General features: G+C 65.0%; 21 protein-coding genes. 9 read left to right on the plus strand and 12 right to left on the minus strand.

Annotated elements, in window-relative coordinates; translation table 11 throughout:
* Nucleotides 1-107: 107 nt before the first annotated feature.
* A complete protein-coding gene (locus FXN65_RS21525; protein ID WP_151136227.1) occupies nucleotides 108-497 on the plus strand; it encodes a hypothetical protein in 390 nt (129 codons plus the stop codon).
* Between the two features lie 8 nt (nucleotides 498-505).
* Here FXN65_RS21525 and FXN65_RS21530 read toward each other — a convergent pair whose 3' ends face one another.
* On the minus strand, nucleotides 506-706 hold the full coding sequence (locus FXN65_RS21530) for a hypothetical protein (protein WP_342212754.1): 201 nt from the start codon (nucleotides 704-706) through the stop codon (nucleotides 506-508).
* Nucleotides 707-834: 128 nt separating this feature from the next.
* Complete coding sequence (locus FXN65_RS21535) at nucleotides 835-2,055, minus strand: virulence factor BrkB family protein (protein ID WP_151136229.1); 1,221 nt, start codon at nucleotides 2,053-2,055, stop codon at nucleotides 835-837.
* Nucleotides 2,056-2,179: 124 nt separating this feature from the next.
* On the opposite strand from FXN65_RS21535, the gene arsC reads away from it, so the two are divergent.
* From arsC to FXN65_RS21550, 3 genes are read left to right on the plus strand one after another with little or no spacing between them, the layout of a single operon-like run.
* A complete protein-coding gene (arsC, locus tag FXN65_RS21540) occupies nucleotides 2,180-2,533 on the plus strand; it encodes an arsenate reductase (glutaredoxin) (RefSeq protein WP_151136231.1) in 354 nt (117 codons plus the stop codon).
* Nucleotides 2,530-3,135, plus strand: coding sequence for an NAD(P)H:quinone oxidoreductase (gene wrbA / locus FXN65_RS21545; protein WP_151136233.1), 606 nt, complete (start codon nucleotides 2,530-2,532; stop codon nucleotides 3,133-3,135). The genes arsC and wrbA overlap by 4 nt, the downstream gene beginning before the upstream one ends.
* Nucleotides 3,128-3,535 (plus strand): DUF2069 domain-containing protein, encoded by a 408-nt coding sequence (locus FXN65_RS21550; protein WP_151136235.1) that lies wholly within the window; start codon nucleotides 3,128-3,130, stop codon nucleotides 3,533-3,535. The genes wrbA and FXN65_RS21550 overlap by 8 nt, the downstream gene beginning before the upstream one ends.
* 73 nt (nucleotides 3,536-3,608) lie before the next feature.
* Here FXN65_RS21550 and hda read toward each other — a convergent pair whose 3' ends face one another.
* The 4 genes from hda to FXN65_RS21570 are packed head-to-tail and all read right to left on the minus strand — an operon-like array spanning nucleotide 3,609 to nucleotide 7,033.
* Nucleotides 3,609-4,313, minus strand: coding sequence for a DnaA regulatory inactivator Hda (hda, locus tag FXN65_RS21555; RefSeq protein ID WP_044873840.1), 705 nt, complete (start codon nucleotides 4,311-4,313; stop codon nucleotides 3,609-3,611).
* Entirely contained in the window at nucleotides 4,310-5,404 is a 1,095-nt protein-coding gene (locus FXN65_RS21560; protein WP_151136237.1) for an AI-2E family transporter, read from the minus strand. Before FXN65_RS21560 ends, hda begins: the two co-directional genes overlap by 4 nt.
* A gap of 1 nt (nucleotide 5,405) precedes the next feature.
* Complete coding sequence (locus FXN65_RS21565) at nucleotides 5,406-5,954, minus strand: CDP-alcohol phosphatidyltransferase family protein (RefSeq protein ID WP_151136239.1); 549 nt, start codon at nucleotides 5,952-5,954, stop codon at nucleotides 5,406-5,408.
* 38 nt (nucleotides 5,955-5,992) lie between these two features.
* Complete coding sequence (locus tag FXN65_RS21570; RefSeq protein WP_151136241.1) at nucleotides 5,993-7,033, minus strand: DUF2066 domain-containing protein; 1,041 nt, start codon at nucleotides 7,031-7,033, stop codon at nucleotides 5,993-5,995.
* Nucleotides 7,034-7,261: 228 nt separating this feature from the next.
* Between FXN65_RS21570 and purM the strand changes: the two genes are divergently transcribed.
* The 4 genes from purM (at nucleotide 7,262) to FXN65_RS21590 (ending at nucleotide 10,145) form a co-directional block, all read left to right on the plus strand.
* Complete coding sequence (gene purM / locus FXN65_RS21575; RefSeq protein ID WP_151136242.1) at nucleotides 7,262-8,320, plus strand: phosphoribosylformylglycinamidine cyclo-ligase; 1,059 nt, start codon at nucleotides 7,262-7,264, stop codon at nucleotides 8,318-8,320.
* Nucleotides 8,320-8,970, plus strand: coding sequence for a phosphoribosylglycinamide formyltransferase (gene purN / locus FXN65_RS21580; protein ID WP_151136244.1), 651 nt, complete (start codon nucleotides 8,320-8,322; stop codon nucleotides 8,968-8,970). Before purM ends, purN begins: the two co-directional genes overlap by 1 nt.
* Nucleotides 8,971-8,981: 11 nt before the next feature.
* Nucleotides 8,982-9,698, plus strand: a complete 717-nt coding sequence (locus FXN65_RS21585) for a DUF3108 domain-containing protein (protein WP_151136246.1) — start codon at nucleotides 8,982-8,984, stop codon at nucleotides 9,696-9,698.
* Nucleotides 9,699-9,869: 171 nt separating this feature from the next.
* Nucleotides 9,870-10,145: a Rho-binding antiterminator gene (locus tag FXN65_RS21590; protein WP_151138908.1), complete on the plus strand. Its 276-nt coding sequence runs from the start codon at nucleotides 9,870-9,872 to the stop codon at nucleotides 10,143-10,145.
* 143 nt (nucleotides 10,146-10,288) lie between these two features.
* Here the strand turns inward: FXN65_RS21590 and FXN65_RS21595 are convergent, their stop codons facing one another.
* The 5 genes from FXN65_RS21595 to cysM all read right to left on the minus strand — a co-directional run bounded on the left by FXN65_RS21595 (nucleotide 10,289) and on the right by cysM (nucleotide 16,354).
* Complete coding sequence (locus FXN65_RS21595) at nucleotides 10,289-10,828, minus strand: DUF2058 domain-containing protein (RefSeq protein WP_151136248.1); 540 nt, start codon at nucleotides 10,826-10,828, stop codon at nucleotides 10,289-10,291.
* A gap of 21 nt (nucleotides 10,829-10,849) precedes the next feature.
* Complete coding sequence (gene mazG, locus FXN65_RS21600) at nucleotides 10,850-11,680, minus strand: nucleoside triphosphate pyrophosphohydrolase (protein WP_151136250.1); 831 nt, start codon at nucleotides 11,678-11,680, stop codon at nucleotides 10,850-10,852.
* Nucleotides 11,681-11,773: 93 nt separating this feature from the next.
* Nucleotides 11,774-14,020: a GTP diphosphokinase gene (gene relA / locus FXN65_RS21605; RefSeq protein ID WP_151136252.1), complete on the minus strand. Its 2,247-nt coding sequence runs from the start codon at nucleotides 14,018-14,020 to the stop codon at nucleotides 11,774-11,776.
* An 83-nt stretch (nucleotides 14,021-14,103) separates the two neighbouring features.
* Nucleotides 14,104-15,456 (minus strand): 23S rRNA (uracil(1939)-C(5))-methyltransferase RlmD, encoded by a 1,353-nt coding sequence (rlmD, locus tag FXN65_RS21610; RefSeq protein ID WP_151136254.1) that lies wholly within the window; start codon nucleotides 15,454-15,456, stop codon nucleotides 14,104-14,106.
* Nucleotides 15,443-16,354 carry a cysteine synthase CysM gene (gene cysM / locus FXN65_RS21615; RefSeq protein ID WP_151136256.1) on the minus strand — a complete coding sequence of 304 codons (912 nt, stop codon included), beginning with the start codon at nucleotides 16,352-16,354 and terminating at the stop codon, nucleotides 15,443-15,445. Before cysM ends, rlmD begins: the two co-directional genes overlap by 14 nt.
* A gap of 271 nt (nucleotides 16,355-16,625) precedes the next feature.
* On the opposite strand from cysM, the gene FXN65_RS21620 reads away from it, so the two are divergent.
* Nucleotides 16,626-17,306 carry a Fe2+-dependent dioxygenase gene (locus tag FXN65_RS21620; protein ID WP_151136258.1) on the plus strand — a complete coding sequence of 227 codons (681 nt, stop codon included), beginning with the start codon at nucleotides 16,626-16,628 and terminating at the stop codon, nucleotides 17,304-17,306.
* Nucleotides 17,307-17,395: 89 nt separating this feature from the next.
* On the opposite strand, the gene FXN65_RS28035 is transcribed toward FXN65_RS21620, so the two are convergent.
* Nucleotides 17,396-17,545, minus strand: a complete 150-nt coding sequence (locus FXN65_RS28035; protein WP_178119377.1) for a hypothetical protein — start codon at nucleotides 17,543-17,545, stop codon at nucleotides 17,396-17,398.
* Nucleotides 17,546-17,610: the final 65 nt, after the last annotated feature.

Below are 17,610 nucleotides of genomic sequence, written 5' to 3' on the forward strand. Positions count from 1 at the left end.
AGGCGGGTCACGCCAGCCGGCGGCCAAGGCGCACAGTTCGCATGGGATTGGCTGCTTATAATTCCGCATTACCGGTACGCACGTACCTTTTCCAGCCTGGATGTCCCATGCAACAGCACGACAGCCTGATCGGCCCGGTTCCTGCCCGCGCCGTCGAAGTCGCCCGCTCCACCCTCACCGCCTTCGAAGGCCGGGTGGCGGATTTCAATGTGGCGGCCTGGCTGCACCTGCCCGGCATGACGGACCTGCCGGTGTCACTGATGGTGGCCTACATGGATGGCAGCCAGCGCCGAGAGGTTGCAGTGGATCACGGCAAGCTCAACCCAAAGGGCAAGATCCTGCTCTCGGGCGTCGCCCGCCTGCCGTTCAAGCACAAGATCGAACAGATGCAGGTGCGCCTGCGCTCCGCCGTTCCGATCAAGGGGCTGCTGGTGGAAGAACTCTTCGTGCAGGCGGTGGAACTGGCCGAGCCGGCCAACCGCCAAGTCCGCGCCTGAAACCGGTTTCAGCCCGGTAGAGCGCGATTGCCCTCGTGGGGCTGTCGCTCGGTTTCGCCCTGCTCTTCTTGCACGGCCAACGGGGCAAGGGATTCCGGCCAGTGACGAAATTTCAGCCCGGTCACCCGGTTCAATCCCTCCAGCGCCCGCTGCGGTGCGCGCACGTGCAAGTGAATCAGCTTGTCTTTCGCGGTACCCATCGCTTCCATCCCCTGGCCATCGTTTTGATGGCCCCTTCCTTGTCAGTGCCATAAACATGCCAATCACTGCGGCCTGCTGTTGCATGGACCATAGCGGGGTTCGCCTGGTTCACTCACCGGCCGACTGACAATTTTCGTCAGTCGTTCCCCGGCTTGAGCCATTGCGCCAGGCTGCCACCGAACAAGGCCTGCTGCTCTTCCTGGAGCAACTCCAGCGCCTTGCGCAGGGGCGGATACCACGCTTCATCCAGATGCTCGGGCAACTGCCCCAGCCTTGGCAGGGGCCAGGGCACATGGACGAGCAACTGATGGAAACTGTAGCCGCTCAGATCGCGGCAGAGCACCCAGGAACCTCCGCTGGCCCGGCACACCAGGTGCTGGCTTTCCAACAGCTCCAGCATCTCCAGCCATTCATCCTCCGGCAGGTGCCAGCCGGCACGCTGCACGTCCAGGTGGCGCACCGGCATGCCGCGCATCTGGCGGTCGTGGAACACCCGCAGGATGCCCAGCAGCACCAGCAGGCGGGGAAGCGCGCGGCGACGCCAGTGCCAGGGCGTGGAAAGGTTGCACACCAGTTCGGCGCCGAACAGAACGATCACCCAGGACAGGTAGATCCACAGCAGGAACAGCGGCACCGTCGCGAAGGCGCCATAGATCAGCTGGTAGCCGGGGAAGAAGCTGACATAGAGGCCGAACAGCGCCTTGGCCGCCTCGAACAGCAACGCGGTGAAGACGCCCCCCGCCAAGGCATGGCGCACCGGCACCCGGGCATTGGGCACTGCCGCATAGATCAGGGTGAAGGCTGCGATGCTGGACAGCAGCGGCGTGACGCTGAGCAGGGTCTTGGCGCCGATCAGCGCATCCGGGCCGGAAATCAGCGACAGCGAGGTGATGTAGGTGCTGACGGCGAAGCCGGCGCCCAAGAGCAATGGACCAAGACTGAGGATCGCCCAGTAGAGCAGGAAGCTCGACACGCCCCGGCGCGGCTGACGCACCCGCCAGATGGTGTTGAAGGCCTTTTCGATGGTCACCAGCATCATGAAGGCGGTCACCACCAGAAGACCGACACCGACCCAGGTCAGGTGCCGCGCCTGCACTGTGAAGCCACGCAGGTACTCCTGCAGGGTTTCCCCGGTGGACGGGACGAAGTTGTGGAAGATGAAGCTCTGGATCTGCTCGCCCGTGCCCTGGAAAGCGGGTATGGCCGAGAGCATGGTGAAGGTCACCGTCATCATCGGCACCACGGCGAACAGGCTGGTATAGGTCAGGGCCGCAGCGCTGTTGGTGCCGCGATCGGCAATGAACCGCTGCAGCAGGAAGCGCCAGAATTCGACGATGTCGGTGAGGCGTTGGCGCATTCCATCTCCTTGATTCTGATCGACCCGGCCCGGCTCGGCAGACCGCAAGCGCGGTGCACGGTTCAGGCGGGCACCACGACGCGGTTAGAATAGCCGCCTCGACCAAGCCCATGCGACCCCCGACATGACTGAACTGACCCTCTACCACAACCCGCGCTGCTCCAAGTCCCGTGGTGCCCTGGAACTGCTGGAAGCCCGCGGCCTGGCCCCGACCATCGTGCGCTACCTGGAAACCCCTCCCGGCGCCGACCAATTGCGGGACCTGCTGGCCAAGCTGGGGCTGACCGCTCGCCAGCTGCTGCGCACCGGTGAAGACGAGTACAAGGCCCTTGGCCTGGACGACACCAGCCTCTCGGAAGAACAGCTGATCGCCGCCATGACCGCCCACCCCAAGCTGATCGAACGTCCCATCCTGATCGCCGGCGACAAGGCCGTCGTGGGTCGTCCGCCGGAGAAGGTGCTGGAGATCCTGCCTTGAGCGCGCCCTACATCCTGGTTCTCTACTACAGCCGCCACGGCGCCACCGCTGAGATGGCCCGGCAGATCGCCCGTGGCATCGAGCTGACCGGCCTGGAGGCGCGCCTGCGGACCGTGCCGGCGGTGTCGACCGAATGCGAAGCGGTCGCCCCGGACATCCCCGCCGATGGTGCCCTCTACGCCACCCTGGACGACCTGCGCCATTGCGCCGGCCTGGTCATGGGCAGCCCCACCCGCTTCGGCAACATGGCCGCGCCCCTGAAGTACTTCCTCGACGGCACCAGCAGCCTCTGGCTCACCGGCGAGCTGGTGGGCAAGCCAGCCGCGGTATTCACCTCCACCGCCAGCCTGCATGGCGGCCAGGAAACTACCTTGCTGTCGATGCTGCTGCCATTGATGCACCACGGCATGCTGGTCACCGGCCTGCCCTATAGCGAACCGGCACTGCTGGAAACCCGCGGCGGCGGCACGCCCTATGGCGCCAGCCACCATGCCGGAGCCGATGGCAAGCGTCCCCTGGACGAACACGAGATCGCCCTGTGCCGCGCCCTGGGCCAACGCCTGGCGCAAACCGCCCAACGCCTGGAGGCTCCGCGTGGCTAAAAAACCCAAGAAACTGCCGGAACTGGACTGGCTGGCGCCGCGCATGTCGGCCAGCCGGGTAGTCAGCCTGGCGAGCTTCATCGCCCTGGCCGTACTGCTGACGGTGAATACCCTGTTCTTCGCCGACCTCCACGGCGCGCGGACCTGGGTGGTGCTGGCCATCCTGCTGGTCCCCCTGGCGCTGCTCGCCCCCGGCATGATCCTCGGCAACGCCCGCGCCCATGCCTGGGCCTGCTTCGTGGTGAACCTCTACTTCATCCAGGGCGTCCTCGCCGCCATCGACCCCGCGCGTAGCCTGTTCGGCTGGCTGGAAGCCGGCCTCAGCCTGCTGCTGTTCTGCGCGGCGCTGCTCTACACGCGCTGGCGCTTCCAGTACAACCGCAAACTCGCCGGGGAGTGATTCCCGCACCGCAATGAAAGAGCCCGGACTTCGATCCGGGCTTTTTCATTGGGCAACGGACTGGAATTGCGGCCTACCAGCCGAAAATTTCCTTGAGGAACGGAATGGTCAGCTTGCGTTGGGCCTGGAGCGAGGCCTGATCGAGGATGTCCAGCAGGTCGAACAGCAGGTTCATGCTGCGCGGACCACGGGTGAGGATGAAGCGCCCCACTTCGTCGGTCAGGTGCAGGCCACGACGCGAAGCGCGCAGTTGCAGGGCACGGAGCTTGTCCTCGTCGGACAGCGCATGCAGCTGGAACACCAACGCCAGGGTCAGGCGCGATTTCAGGTCCGGCAGTTTCACGCCCAGTTCGCGAGGCGACTTGCTGGCCGACAGCAGCAGCTTGCGGCCGGCATCGCGCAGGCGGTTGAACAGGTGGAACAGCCCCTCTTCCCACTCCGGACGCCCGGCCAGGGCATGCAGGTCGTCCAGGCACACCAGCTCGCACTGCTCCAGGTTGTCGAAGACTTCCGGACCGTAGTGCACCAGTTCGTCCATGGGCAGGTAGATGGCCTGCTCGTCGCGCTGCTCGAAACGCAGGCAAGCGGCCTGGAGCAGGTGGCTGCGTCCCGCCCCCTCGCCGCCCCAGAGGTAGATCAGGCTCTCGGTCCAGCCGGCGTCGGGCTCGCACAGGCGCTCGACATAGCCGAGGGCCGCGGCATTGGCGCCGGGATAGAAGTTGGCGAAGGTGGCGTCGTCACGCAGACGCACACTCAGGGGAAGCTGGATCGGTGTCATGCCGTACTGGGAGGGTCGTCGGGACCGCTACTCGACTGTCCGTAAAGGTCGGAAAGTTTATAGAAATCATGCGCATGGCGCAGCAAAACCATGATGATCGCTGCCACGGGCAGGGCCAGGAGCACGCCGGTGAAGCCAAACAGCTGGCCGCCGGCAAGTATCGCAAAGATCACCGCCACCGGGTGAAGTCCAATGCGATCGCCCACCAGCAGCGGGGTCAGCAACATGCCTTCGAGCAGTTGCCCCACGCTGAACACGACTACGACGCCGATCAGCGGATAGAGTTCGAAGCCACCGAACTGAAACAGCGCAGCAACCAGTGCAGCACCGAAGCCAACCACGAAGCCCATGTACGGCACGATACTGGCTAACCCCGCCAGCAGGCCGATCAGCAAGCCCAGGTCCAGCCCCACCAGCATCAGGCCGACGGCATAGATCAGCCCCAGCGCCAGCATCACCAGCAACTGGCCACGCAGGAAGGCGCCCAGCACTTCGTGGCATTCCCCCACCAGCCCGACCACATAGGTTTCGCGGTTGCGCGGCAGCAGGCCGCGGAGCTTGGCCACCATCAGGTCCCAGTCGCGCAGCAGGTAGAAGCCCACCACGGGGATCAGCAGCAGGTTGCCCAGCCAGCCCAGCAGCGCCAGGCCGGATGCCGTGACGCTCGCCAGCAGGGTGCCGGCGATGTCGGTGGTCTGGCCGAGATGGCCGGTGATCACCGCCTTGAGCCGGTCGACACGCCAGAAGTCGCCGGGCAGGCCAAGCTGGGCCTGGGCCCAAGGCAGCGCACTCTGCTGCAACCAGTCGAGCATCTGCGGCGCCACTTCGTAGAGGCGGAACAACTGGCGGCCGAGCATGGGCAGCAATACCAGCAGCAGAGCCAGGAGGATCAGGCCGAACAGGCCGAATACCAGCACCACGCCCCAGGTACGTGACAGGCCCAGCCGCTCCAGGCGGTCCACCAGGGGGTCGCCAAGGTAGGCCAGCAGCATGCCCACCAGGAAGGGCGAGAGAACGGGATGCAGCTGATAGATCAGCCACCCCAGGAACAGGAAGCCGCCCAGCCAGAGCCAGCGGCGCGAATCAGTCATGTCAGGCCCTCATCCTTGCGTAGCGATATTTCCGTCCCCAATCCCAGACGTACTGGGTCCCACTGCACAGCGTCACCACCAATACCAGCCAGCTCAGCGGCCAGCGCAGCGACGCCAGGACGGGCGCCAGGCTGAGCTCCAGCAGCAGGCAAACGACCAGCAGCATCTGCAGCAGCGTGGTCAACTTGCCCAGCCGGCTCGGTGAGAAGTCCGCCGGTCCGGCGATCACGCGGAACAGCCCGGCTCCCAGCAGGATCACCAGGTCCCGCAGGAATACCACCAGCGTCAGCCACAGGGGCAGCACCTGGGTAATGGTCAGGCAGATGAAGCTGGTCACCAGCAGGAGCTTGTCGGCCAGGGGGTCGAACAGGGAGCCGAAGCGGCTGGTCCAGCCGAAACGCCGGGCGAGGAAACCGTCCAGGGCATCGGAGCCTCCCGCGACGGCGAACAGCACCAGCGCCTGGCCATGCCGATCGGACAGCAGCAGCCCGGCAATGGGAAGAACCAGTGCCAGGCGCAGCAGAGTCAACAGGTTGGGCAACTGGTGCATGGCATCCCCGATCCGGGTAGGCCGCCAGTTTACGCCCGCTACCAGCGGAAGCGCAGCACGTTGTTGCGCGGTACCACCTGGGGCGCCGGAGCGGCCTGGGGATCAGCGGCAGGAGCCGGGGCGGCGGGGGCCTCGGGCGGCGCCTCCTGGAGCCCGGCCAGGGCCAGCTGGGCGCGCAGCTGTTCGGGGCTGGCGTTGACCTTATATTCCAAGCGATCGCCCTCGACCTTGAGCAGGCGGGCGCCAAAGGGTTCCAGCAGGCGCGACAGCTCGGCGTAGCGGGCCAGGTTGGCACCCTGCACTTCCAGCTCCAGGTTCTGTCCGGCACCGGGCGCCACCACGAAGCGCGTTGCCAGACGCTGGCTCACCGCGGACATCACGGCATCAGCCAGCGCGGCGTTGTCAGCGCCTTCAGCGGTGCCCTGTTCGCGGCTGTCTCCCAGCCACAGGCGCCATTGCGCCTGCCACTTGCCATCAGCCTCGCTGGCATCGACCGCCAGCAGGGCATCTGCGCCGTAGCGCTCGGAGGCCTGGGTCAGCGCACCGGGCTGGGCGGACGTCAGTTGCTCGGGCGTCGCCAGCAATTGCTCGTTGAGGTCGGCGAGCGGCAGGCGCAGCGGCAGGCCACGATTCTGTGCTGCCTGACGCAGGGGTGTCGCGGCCTCCTGGCCGTCGCCCACCAGATTGTTGCTGCCTTCACCGGAATGGTTCAGCCACCAGGCCAGGATGGCCGGGCGATTGGGGCTCCACAGCGGGATGCCGGCCTGGCGCAGGGTGCGCTCGGTGGTGATGGGGTCGAAGTCCACCACCAGAACCTGGCCTTCATAGCCGTACTGGCTGATGAGCTGCTGCGGGTCCTTGCGCACCGCTTCCAGAGCCGGGCTCTGGGCGGCCTTGGCGTCCCCGGACAGGCGCAGCACCAGGGTTTCCAGGGCGCGCACCAGGGCCTGGCTGCGCTCCTCCGGCTGCTGCGAAGTGACAGGTTCACGAACCTGATAGAGGTTGTTGACCGTTTCGGCCTGGACCGAAAGGCCGAACAACGTCAGGCAGAGCAATACAGCTTGAGCGAGCAGGCGCATGGTGGAATCTCTGTAGGAAAACAGGTGCAGCATAGGCCGCAATCGAAGGGCTATACCTTAATCAGCCGCCTGCGCCGGGGCAACGCGCGCGTTTTCTGGTTCTTTTCGCCGGGGCCGACCGCTGCCGATGGCCGCTACCGGGCAAGCCTGATAAAATCGCGCGCCTTCGCAAACCGGCAGCCAGACTTGCCGGTCGATCCTCGAATTTCCCCCTATAGGCCTGGATTTATGAGCAAGCAACCCTCCCTGAGCTACAAGGACGCCGGTGTAGACATCGACGCTGGTGAAGCCCTGGTCGAACGCATCAAAGGCGTGGCCAAGCGCACCGCGCGCCCGGAAGTGATGGGCGGCCTGGGTGGCTTCGGCGCCCTCTGCGAGATCCCGGCCGGCTACAAGCAGCCGGTCCTGGTGTCCGGCACCGACGGCGTCGGCACCAAGCTGCGCCTGGCGCTGAACCTGAACAAGCACGACAGCATCGGCCAGGACCTGGTCGCCATGTGCGTGAACGACCTGGTGGTCTGCGGCGCCGAGCCGCTGTTCTTCCTCGACTACTACGCCACCGGCAAGCTCAATGTTGACGTAGCCGCCACCGTGGTCACCGGCATCGGCGCCGGCTGCGAACTGGCCGGCTGCTCCCTGGTGGGCGGCGAGACTGCCGAAATGCCCGGCATGTATGAAGGCGAAGACTACGACCTGGCCGGCTTCTGCGTCGGCGTTGTGGAAAAGGCCGAGATCATCGATGGCTCCAAGGTCCGCACCGGCGACACCCTGATTGCCCTGCCCTCCTCCGGCCCGCACTCCAACGGCTACTCGCTGATCCGCAAGATCATCGAAGTCAGCGGCGTCGATATCGAGAACGTACAGCTCGAAGGCAAGCCCCTGGCCGACCTGCTGATGGCCCCGACCCGCATCTACGTCAAGCCGCTGCTGCAGCTGATCAAGGAAACCGGCGCGGTGAAGGCCATGGCCCACATCACTGGTGGCGGCCTGCTGGACAACATCCCGCGCGTCCTGCCGGACAACGCCCAGGCCGTGATCGACGTCGCCAGCTGGCAGCGCCCTGCGGTCTTCGACTGGCTGCAGGAACAAGGCAACGTCGACGAGACCGAGATGCACCGCGTGCTGAACTGCGGTGTGGGCATGGTCATCTGCGTTGCACCGGAGCAGGCCGACGCCGCACTCAAGGTCCTGCGCGCCGCTGGCGAGCAGCCCTGGGTCATCGGTGAAATCGCCGTGGCCGCCGAAGGTGCCCAGCGCGTCGTGCTGAACAACCTGAAGAGCCACTGATGGTCGCACGCTGTGATGTGGTGGTGCTGATCTCCGGCTCTGGCAGCAACCTGCAGGCGCTGATCGACAGCATCACCGGCGACGATCATCCGGCTCGCATCCGCGCGGTGGTTTCCAACCGCGCGGATGCCTTCGGCCTGGAGCGGGCCAGGAAGGCAGGCATCGATACCCGCGTACTGGACCACAAGGCCTACGCGGATCGCGAGGCCTTCGACGCCGCCCTGATCGAAGTCATCGATGCCTACAAGCCGCAACTGGTGGTGCTGGCGGGATTCATGCGAATCCTCACGCCCGGCTTCGTGCGCCACTACCAGGGGCGCCTGCTGAACATTCATCCCTCCCTGTTGCCCAAGTACAAGGGTCTGCACACCCACCAGCGCGCGCTGGAAGCCGGCGATTCCGAGCATGGCTGCAGCGTGCACTTCGTCACCGAAGAACTCGATGGCGGCCCTCTGGTGGTACAGGCCTTGATCCCGGTAGAGTCGGACGACACGCCGGAAAGCCTGGCACAGCGGGTTCATGTACAGGAACACCGCATTTATCCGCTGGCCATGCGCTGGTTTGCCGAAGGCAGGCTGCGCCTGGGCCAGTACGGCGCCGAACTGGATGGACAAGCGTTGCCCCCTTCGGGGCAACAACTGCGTAACTAGGAGATTCGCCAATGCGTCGTGCCTTGCTGTTGCTCCTCGCCCTTTTCACCCTGCCCGCTGTCGCGGCCGAGCTGAAACCCTTCGAGGCCAGCTACACCGCCGACTGGAAGCAACTGCCGGTCAGCGGTACCGCCGGCCGCAGCCTCAAACAGCTGGACAATGGCCGCTGGGAACTGGACTTCGAAGCCTCCATGCTGGTGGCCAGCCTGAGCGAAGTGAGCACCTTCCGCGTCGAGAGCAACGCCTTCCTGCCCCTGACCTACCGCTTCAGCCGTAGCGGCCTGGGCAAGAGCAAGCAGGTGGAGTTCGACTTCGACTGGGCCCAGAAGCAGATCATCGGCAATGACCGCGGCAACCAGGTGCGCCTGCCCCTGAACCGTGGCATGCAAGACAAATCCACCTACCAGCTGGTGCTCCAGCATGACGTCGCCGACGGCAAGAAGAGCATGAGCTACCAGGTGATCGACGGCGACGAGGTCGAGACCTATGACTTCCGTGTGCTGGGCGAGGAGCGCGTGCGTACCAAGGCCGGCCTGGTGGATGCGATCAAGGTCGAGCGTGTACGCGATCCGACCCAGAGCAGCCGCAAGACCGTCCTCTGGTTTGCCAAGGACTGGGACTTCCTGCTGGTCCGCCTGCACCAGGTGGAGAAGGACGGCAAGGAATACCAGATCATGCTCAAGGAGGGCTCGGTGAACGGCAAGCCGGTACAAGGCCTGCCGGAGTAACACCTCCCCCACGAAGAACCGGGCCCAGCGCCCGGTTTTTTGTGCCCACAGGAAAGCTGCCGAACCAAGGTGGGGCCCCGGATAGGCGAAACAGGCTGATACTTGAAGGAAGGCCAGGGCGCGCCGACGACGCCTATGCTGAACATCCAACACGCCGCAGAGGAAACCGCCATGTCCGAGGAATACCTGCCGCTTTCCTGCGACCTCTACGACTACATCGAGATCGCCTGCCTGCACCGCTACCAGTTGCACATCGAACTGGCCGGCGGCGCCCGCCTCGATGCCCGCGCCATGACCACCCTGACGACGCCGGACAAGGAAGAGTTCCTCATCGTGCAGAACGAGGGCGGCCAGGAGCGCCTGCGCCTGGATCAGATCACGGCGATCACGCCGCTGACGGAAGGGGCGAGTTTCGGGCGGGTGCTGCTGGGAAATCAGATCTGCTGAGTGCCCCGGATTTCACCCAGGATACGGACTGAAACTGTGGGGGCGAATTCATTCGCCATGCAGGACGGAGTCCTGCCGTAGGCTGCTACAGGACTCGTAGGGACACCCAAAAGAAAACCGGGCCAGGGCCCGGTTTCTTCGCATCACCACATCAGGTCGTCCGGCACCTTGTAGGCCGCGTACGGATCGTCCGCATCCGGCTCTTCCACCTGGGTGTTGAGCAACACGACGCGACGGGGATCGCGTTCCTGGATGCGCAGGGCAGCGTCGCGCGGGATCACTTCGTAACCGCCGCCGTGACGGACGATGGCGAGGGAGCCGCGACTCAGCTTGTCGCGCATCATGGCGTTGACGGCCAGGCGCTTGACCTTCTTCTCGTCGACGAAGTTGTAGTAGTCGTCGGTGGTCAGCTTGGGCAGGCGAGTGCCTTCGATCAGTTGCTTGATCTGCGCTGCCCTGGCCTTCTGGTCAGCCTTTTCCTGCTGCTGACGGTTCAGTTCCTGGTCGCGGGCGGCCTTCTCGGCCTGGGCCTGCAAGGCCGCCTGACGCAGGCTGTCATCCTTCTCGACCTGGTTCTTCTTCTCCAGGCGCTGTTGCTTCTGTTGTTGCTTGCCGGCCTGCTTGACCTGCTTTTCGTTCACCAGCCCGGCTTTCAGCAGCTGGTCGCGTAGGGAAAGGCTCATGACGGGGTTCAATCTCTCGAATTAACAGCCAAGGCTGAGTTTTTCCTGTTTCTTGGCTTCGCCCCAGAGGGCATCCAGTTCTTCCAGGGTGCAATCTTCAATGGGACGGCCTGCTTCGCGCAATGCCTGTTCGATAAAGCGGAAACGCCGCTCGAACTTGGCATTGGCGCCGCGCAGCGCGGTTTCCGGATCGACCTTGAGGTGGCGGGCCAGGTTGACCACCACGAACAGCAGGTCGCCCACCTCGTCGGCGATAGCCTGGGGGTCGTTCTCGCTCATGGCCTCCAGCACCTCGTCCAGCTCCTCGCGCAGCTTGTCGATCACCGGCAACGCCTCGGGCCAGTCGAAGCCCACCTGGGCCGCGCGCTTCTGCAGCTTGGCTGCTCGGCTCAGGGCCGGCAGCGCGGTGGGAACATCGTCCAGCAGGGAAAGCTGCTCGGGGGCGGTAGCCTTTTCGGCACGCTCCTCGGCCTTGATCTCCTCCCAGCGCTGTTTGATCGCGGCTTCTTCCAGGCGGGCCATGTCCGGAGCGCCGTAGAGGTCGCCGTCGGGAAAGACGTGGGGATGGCGGCGGACCAGCTTGCGGGTAATGGCATCCACCACGCCGGCGAACTCGAAGCGCCCCTCCTCCTTCGCCAGCTGGCTGTAGTACACCACCTGGAACAGCAGGTCGCCGAGCTCGCCGGGCAGATGGTCGAAGTCGCCACGCTCGATGGCGTCGGCCACCTCGTAGGCTTCCTCGATCGTGTGCGGGACGATGCTGGCGTAGTCCTGCTTCAGGTCCCAGGGGCAACCGTACTGCGAGTCACGCAACCGGGCCATCAGGTGCAGCAGGTCATTGAGTTGGTACATGACGGAATCCTGTAGGGATCATCCGCAGGTTGGCGCAGAGCGGAGCGAAGCCCAACATCGGCGTTGGGCCCCGCAGGCTCGGACCAACCTGCATCAAGCAGCCCGATTGCGGCGGGCTTCGATGATATTCGGCAGCTGCGAGATACGCGCCAGCAGCCGGCCCAGCGCATCCAGCCCTGGAATCTCGATGGTCAGCAGCATGGCGGCGGTGTTGTCTTCCTTGTTCGAGCGGGTGTTCACCGCCAGCACGTTGATGCGCTCGTTGAGCAGCACCTGGGACACGTCACGCAGCAGACCGGAACGGTCGTAGGCACGGATGATGATGTCCACCGGATAGGTCTGCACCGGCACCGGCCCCCAGCTGACCTGGATCATCCGCTCCGGCTCGCGACCTGCCAGTTGCAGCGCCGACGGGCAGTCCTGGCGGTGGATGCTGACGCCACGACCGAGGGTGATGTAGCCCACGATGGGGTCCCCCGGCAGCGGTTGGCAGCAACCGGCCATCTGCGTGAGCAGGTTGCCCACGCCCTGGATCTGCACGTCGCCGCGCTTGCCCGGCTTGTGGTGGGAGGCCTTGCGCGGGATCAGCTCCAGCTGCTCGCTGTGGCCACGCTCCGGCTCCACCAGCGCCTGGGCGCAATTGACCACGTGGGCCAGACGCAGGTCGCCGGCACCCAGGGCCGCGTGCATGTCTTCGGCCGTGCGCAGGTTGCACTTCTCGGCCAGCTTCTCGAAGTCCACCGGCGGCAACGCCAGGCGCGACAGTTCGCGCTCGAGCATGGCCTTGCCGGCGGCGACGTTCTGGTCGCGGGCCTGCAGCTTGAACCAGTGGACGATCTTCGCCCGCGCACGGGATGTGGTGATGTAGCCCAGGTTCGGGTTGAGCCAGTCGCGGCTGGGCGCGCCCTGCTTGCCGGTGATGATCTCCACCTGCTCGCCAGTCTGCAGCCCGTAGTTCAGCGGCACGATGCGGCCATTGACCTTGGCGCCTCGGCAGTTGTGGCCGATCTCGGTGTGCACGCGATAGGCAAAATCCAGCGGCGTGGCGCCCTTGGGCAGGTCGATGGCGTGGCCATCCGGGGTGAAGACATAGACCCGGTCGGGCTCGATATCCACCCGCAACTGCTCGGCCAGGCCGCCGATATCGCCCAGTTCCTCATGCCATTCGAGCACCTGGCGCAGCCAGGCGATCTTTTCTTCGTAGTGGTCGGAGCTCGACTTGACGTCGGTGCCCTTGTAGCGCCAGTGGGCGCAGACACCGAGTTCGGCCTCCTCGTGCATGGCGTGAGTGCGGATCTGCACCTCCAGCACCTTGCCGTCCGGACCGATCACCGCGGTGTGCAGGGAGCGGTAGCCGTTCTCCTTGGGGTTGGCGATGTAGTCGTCGAATTCCTTGGGAATGTGCCGCCAGAGGGTGTGCACGATACCCAGCGCGGTATAGCAATCGCGCAACTCGGGCACCAGCACCCGTACCGCACGCACGTCGTAGATCTGGCTGAACTGCAGGCCCTTGCGCTGCATCTTCCGCCAGATGGAATAGATGTGCTTGGCGCGGCCGCTGATGTCGGCCTTGATGCCGGTTGCGGCCAGCTCCTCGCGCAGCTGCTTCATCACGTCGGCGATGTACTGCTCGCGGTCGAGGCGGCGCTCGTGGAGCAGCTTGGCGATCTGCTTGTACTGGTCCGGTTCCAGGTAGCGGAAGGACAGGTCCTCCAGCTCCCATTTGATATGGCCGATACCGAGGCGGTGAGCGAGCGGCGCATAGATGTCGAACACCTCGCGGGCGACGCGGTGGCGCTTCTCCTCGTCGGCGTTCTTCACCTCACGGATGGCGCAGGTACGCTCGGCCAGCTTGATCAGGGCGACGCGCACGTCATCGACCATGGCCACCAGCATCTTGCGCAGGTTCTCCACCTGCGCCTGGGTGCCGAGGACCATGGAATGGCGGGGATTGAGGCTGGCGCTGATGGCGGCCATGCGCAGCACACCTTCGATCAGCCGGGCCACGACCGCGCCGAAGCGCTGCTGCACGGCTTGCAGCTGGATCTTGCCCTCGCGCACGCCACGGTAGATCACCGCCGCCACCAGGGATTCCTGATCCAGCTTCAGGTCCGCGAGGATCTCGGCGATCTCGAGGCCCGTCTGGAAACTGGAGTTACCCTCGGCCCAGCTGTTCTTCGCAGCGATGGCCTGTTGCTCGGCGTCACGGGCGAACTCGCATGCCTCCTTGAGTACCGCGCGATCGAGCACCGGGTCGAGGCTGATGACATGGTCCAGCCACGCCTCGAGGTTGATGCTGCCGTCCGTATTGACCGGCTGTTGCGCTCTCACCTGTACCATCTTGCCTACCTTCCCTACGACGTGAACCCCTCACGTCGAATTGTCGCCAGCCTCTGTCGTGCCGGTCGGATTACGCGGGCTTCCTAGCCCGCCTCGAATAACGCCATGGCCTCGACATGGGCCGTCTGAGGAAACATGTCGAGAATCCCGGCCTTCTTCAGCTGGTATCCCTGCTTGACCAGTTCGGCACTGTCACGCGCCAGGGTCGCCGGGTTGCAGGATACATAGACCACTCGTTTTGCACCGGTTGCAGCAATCTGCCGAACGGCTTCGAATGCGCCATCACGCGGCGGATCGAGCAAGACGGCATCGAAGCCCTGCCGGGCCCAGGGCGCATCGGCCAGGGGGTTCGACAGGTCGGCCTGGAAGAAGTGCACATTATCCAGGCGATTGGCGGCGGCATTGCCGCGCGCCCGTTGCACCATGGCCTCGACGCCTTCCACCGCCACCACCTCGCGCACCTGGCGCGCCAGCGGCAGGGCGAAGTTGCCGAGCCCACAGAACAGATCCAGCACACGCTCGCCCGGCTGCGGATTCATCCAGTCTAGCGCCTGCGCCACCATCGCCTCGTTGACCGCCTCATTCACCTGGACGAAGTCGCCGGGGCGATATTCAAGCTCCAGGTTCCACTGTTCCAGGCGAAAGCCGAGGCGCGCGCCCGGCTGATCCGGATGGGGCTCGCCTTCGCCATGCAGCCAGAGCTGCGCCTGGTGCGCCGCACAGAACTCGCGCAGGCGCTGCAGGTCGGCCTCGCCCAGCGGCTGCGTGTGACGCAGCAGCAACGCCGAAGCGGTGCCGTGGAACAACTCCACATGTCCGACCGCCTGGGGCTTGTCCAGGCCCCTGAGCAACCCGGGCAGTGCGCGCATCAATGGCTGCAAGGGCTGTACCAGCACCTGGCAATCCTTGATCCCGACTATCGCCTGGCTGGAAGCCGCGCGAAAGCCGACGTCCAGCTGACGCGCCTTGACGTCCCAGCGCACAGCGATGCGGGCACGCCGCCGATAACCGAAATCAGCCCCCACCAGTGGGGCCACCCATTCCTGCGGCTGAACGTCGGCGACGCGCGCCAGCTGTTCGGCCAGGGTGCGCTGTTTCAGGGCAAGCTGCTCGTCATGGGGCAGGTGCTGCAGGGTGCAGCCGCCGCACTGGCCGGCATGGGCGCAAGGCGGCACCAGGCGTATCGGGCTGGCACTCAGCACGCGCTCGGCACGGGCCTCAACCACCTGGCTGCGAGCGGCAAGGACACGAGCTTCAACCTCTTCCTCGGGCAGCGCACCGGCAACGAACCAGGTGCGTCCTTCGATGAAGGCAATGCCGCGCCCGTCGTTGGCCAGGCGCTCGATGACCAGCCGCTGCTTCTTGCCCACGGGAACTTGCGGAGTCCGCGCTCCACCGCTGGGCTGGAAGCGCAGGCCTGTATTACGCCGGGACATTGGGGTCTTCGTAGATACCGGTGGAGAGATAACGGTCGCCACGGTCGCAGATGATCGCGACCATCACGGCGTTTTCCACTTCGCGGGACAGGCGCAGCATGGCCGCGACCGCACCACCGGAGGAAACGCCGCAGAAGATGCCTTCTTCGCGGGCCAGGCGACGCATGGTTTCCTCGGCTTCGATCTGGGCCATGTCGACCACGCGGTCGACGCGCTCGGCCTGGTAGATTTTCGGCAGGTATTCCTGGGGCCAGCGGCGGATGCCGGGAATGGCCGAGCCTTCCTGCGGTTGCAGGCCGACGATCTGGATAGCCGGGTTCTGCTCCTTGAGGTAGCGCGACACCCCCATGATGGTGCCGGTGGTGCCCATGGAGCTGACGAAATGGGTGATGGTGCCCTGGGTCTGCTGCCAGATTTCCGGGCCGGTGCCCACGTAGTGGGCTTCGGGATTGTCGCCGTTGGCGAACTGGTCCAGCACCTTGCCACGGCCACCGCGCTGCAGGCTTTCGGCCAGGTCGCGGGCGCCTTCCATGCCTTCTTCGCGGCTTACCAGGATCAGCTCGGCGCCGTAGGCGGTCATGGCGGCCTTGCGCTCGGCGCTCATGTTGTCCGGCATGATCAGCATCATCTTGTAGCCCTTGATGGCCGCAGCCATGGCCAGGGCGATGCCGGTGTTGCCGGAAGTGGCCTCGATCAGGGTGTCACCGGGCTTGATGTCACCGCGCAGTTCGGCGCGGGTGATCATCGACAGGGCCGGGCGATCCTTGACCGAACCGGCAGGATTGTTGCCTTCGAGCTTGACCAGGAGGGTGTTGCTGGTTTCGCCGGCCAGGCGCTGCAAACGCACCAGCGGGGTGTGGCCGATGCAATCGGCGATTGTGGGGTACTGCAGAGTCATGGCGGGTTTCGCAATCCAGACGCAGGGGGTGCATATGATAGCGGCAAACCGCGCAACACCATATGGCGCAAGCGTTTCCGCTTATGGCGTGCAGCTATAACCATGTAGCGGAAATGAATTTGCGCGCCAATCGGCCCTGGGGAGGTCCGAATCCTGCGGATCGGAATGAAGCCACCACGATTCCGGAAACCCGCCCGGCCCCTGCGGATGTACAGCGCCAATGGAAATGAATACTATTCTCCTCCACCCCACCCAATCCCGGTAGACCGCCATGCTCCTGCACATTCCCGGCATCTTCACGACGGACGAGGCAACGCGAATCCGCGAAGCCCTGGAGCAGGCCGAATGGGTCGATGGCAAGGTCACCGCCGGCTACCAGTCGGCCAAGGCCAAGAACAACCAGCAACTGGCGGAAGGCGACCCGCTGGCCCGCGAAATCAGTACCGCCATGCTGCAACGCCTGTGGAACAACCCGCTGTTCGTCTCAGCAGTGCTACCGAACAAGGTCTATCCGCCCCTGTTCAACCGCTACAGCGGTGGCGGCGCATTCGGTTACCACATCGACAATGCCGTGCGCGCCATCAAGGGCAGCCCCGAGCAGGTGCGCACCGATGTCTCCGCCACCCTGTTCTTCAGCGAACCGGAGTCCTACGACGGCGGCGACCTGGTAATCCAGGACACCTACGGCGAGCATCGCGTGAAACTGGCCGCCGGCGACTTGGTGGTCTACCCCGCCAGTAGCCTTCACCAGGTGGAACCGGTCACCCGAGGCGCGCGCCTGGCGTCCTTCTTCTGGATCCAGAGCATGATCCGCGAAGACAGTCAGCGCGCCCTGCTGTTCGAAATGGACCAATCGATCCAGAGCCTGGCACGCGACGTAGCGGACCACCCTGCACTGGTCCGGCTCACCGGCAACTATCACAACCTGCTTCGCCGCTGGGCCGAGGTGTAACCAGCGCACCTCCTGTACAAGCGGGTCAGCCCCCCCGGCCGGGGCTGCCAAGGCGACAGAATGTCCATGAGAATCAGATCGAAGTCTTCCTAACGGAACAGTCCCTGGCCTTCTTCGCCTTGCTGGCGCAGCGCGACGTCAGAACCGCCGCCCTGAAGGTGCTCATGCAGTTGGACCGCCAGCAATGGCTCGTCCTCGACGGCAAGGACGCGCAAGGGAGCCTGAGAAGTGGCCAGCATGGAAACCACCGGTAAATGAAAAGGATTGTCGAGTACGAGTTTCGACAGATCTGCCGGAAGATTCC

Source organism: Pseudomonas lalkuanensis, from assembly GCF_008807375.1.
In the GTDB taxonomy this organism is placed as follows: Bacteria; Pseudomonadota; Gammaproteobacteria; order Pseudomonadales; family Pseudomonadaceae; genus Metapseudomonas; species Metapseudomonas lalkuanensis.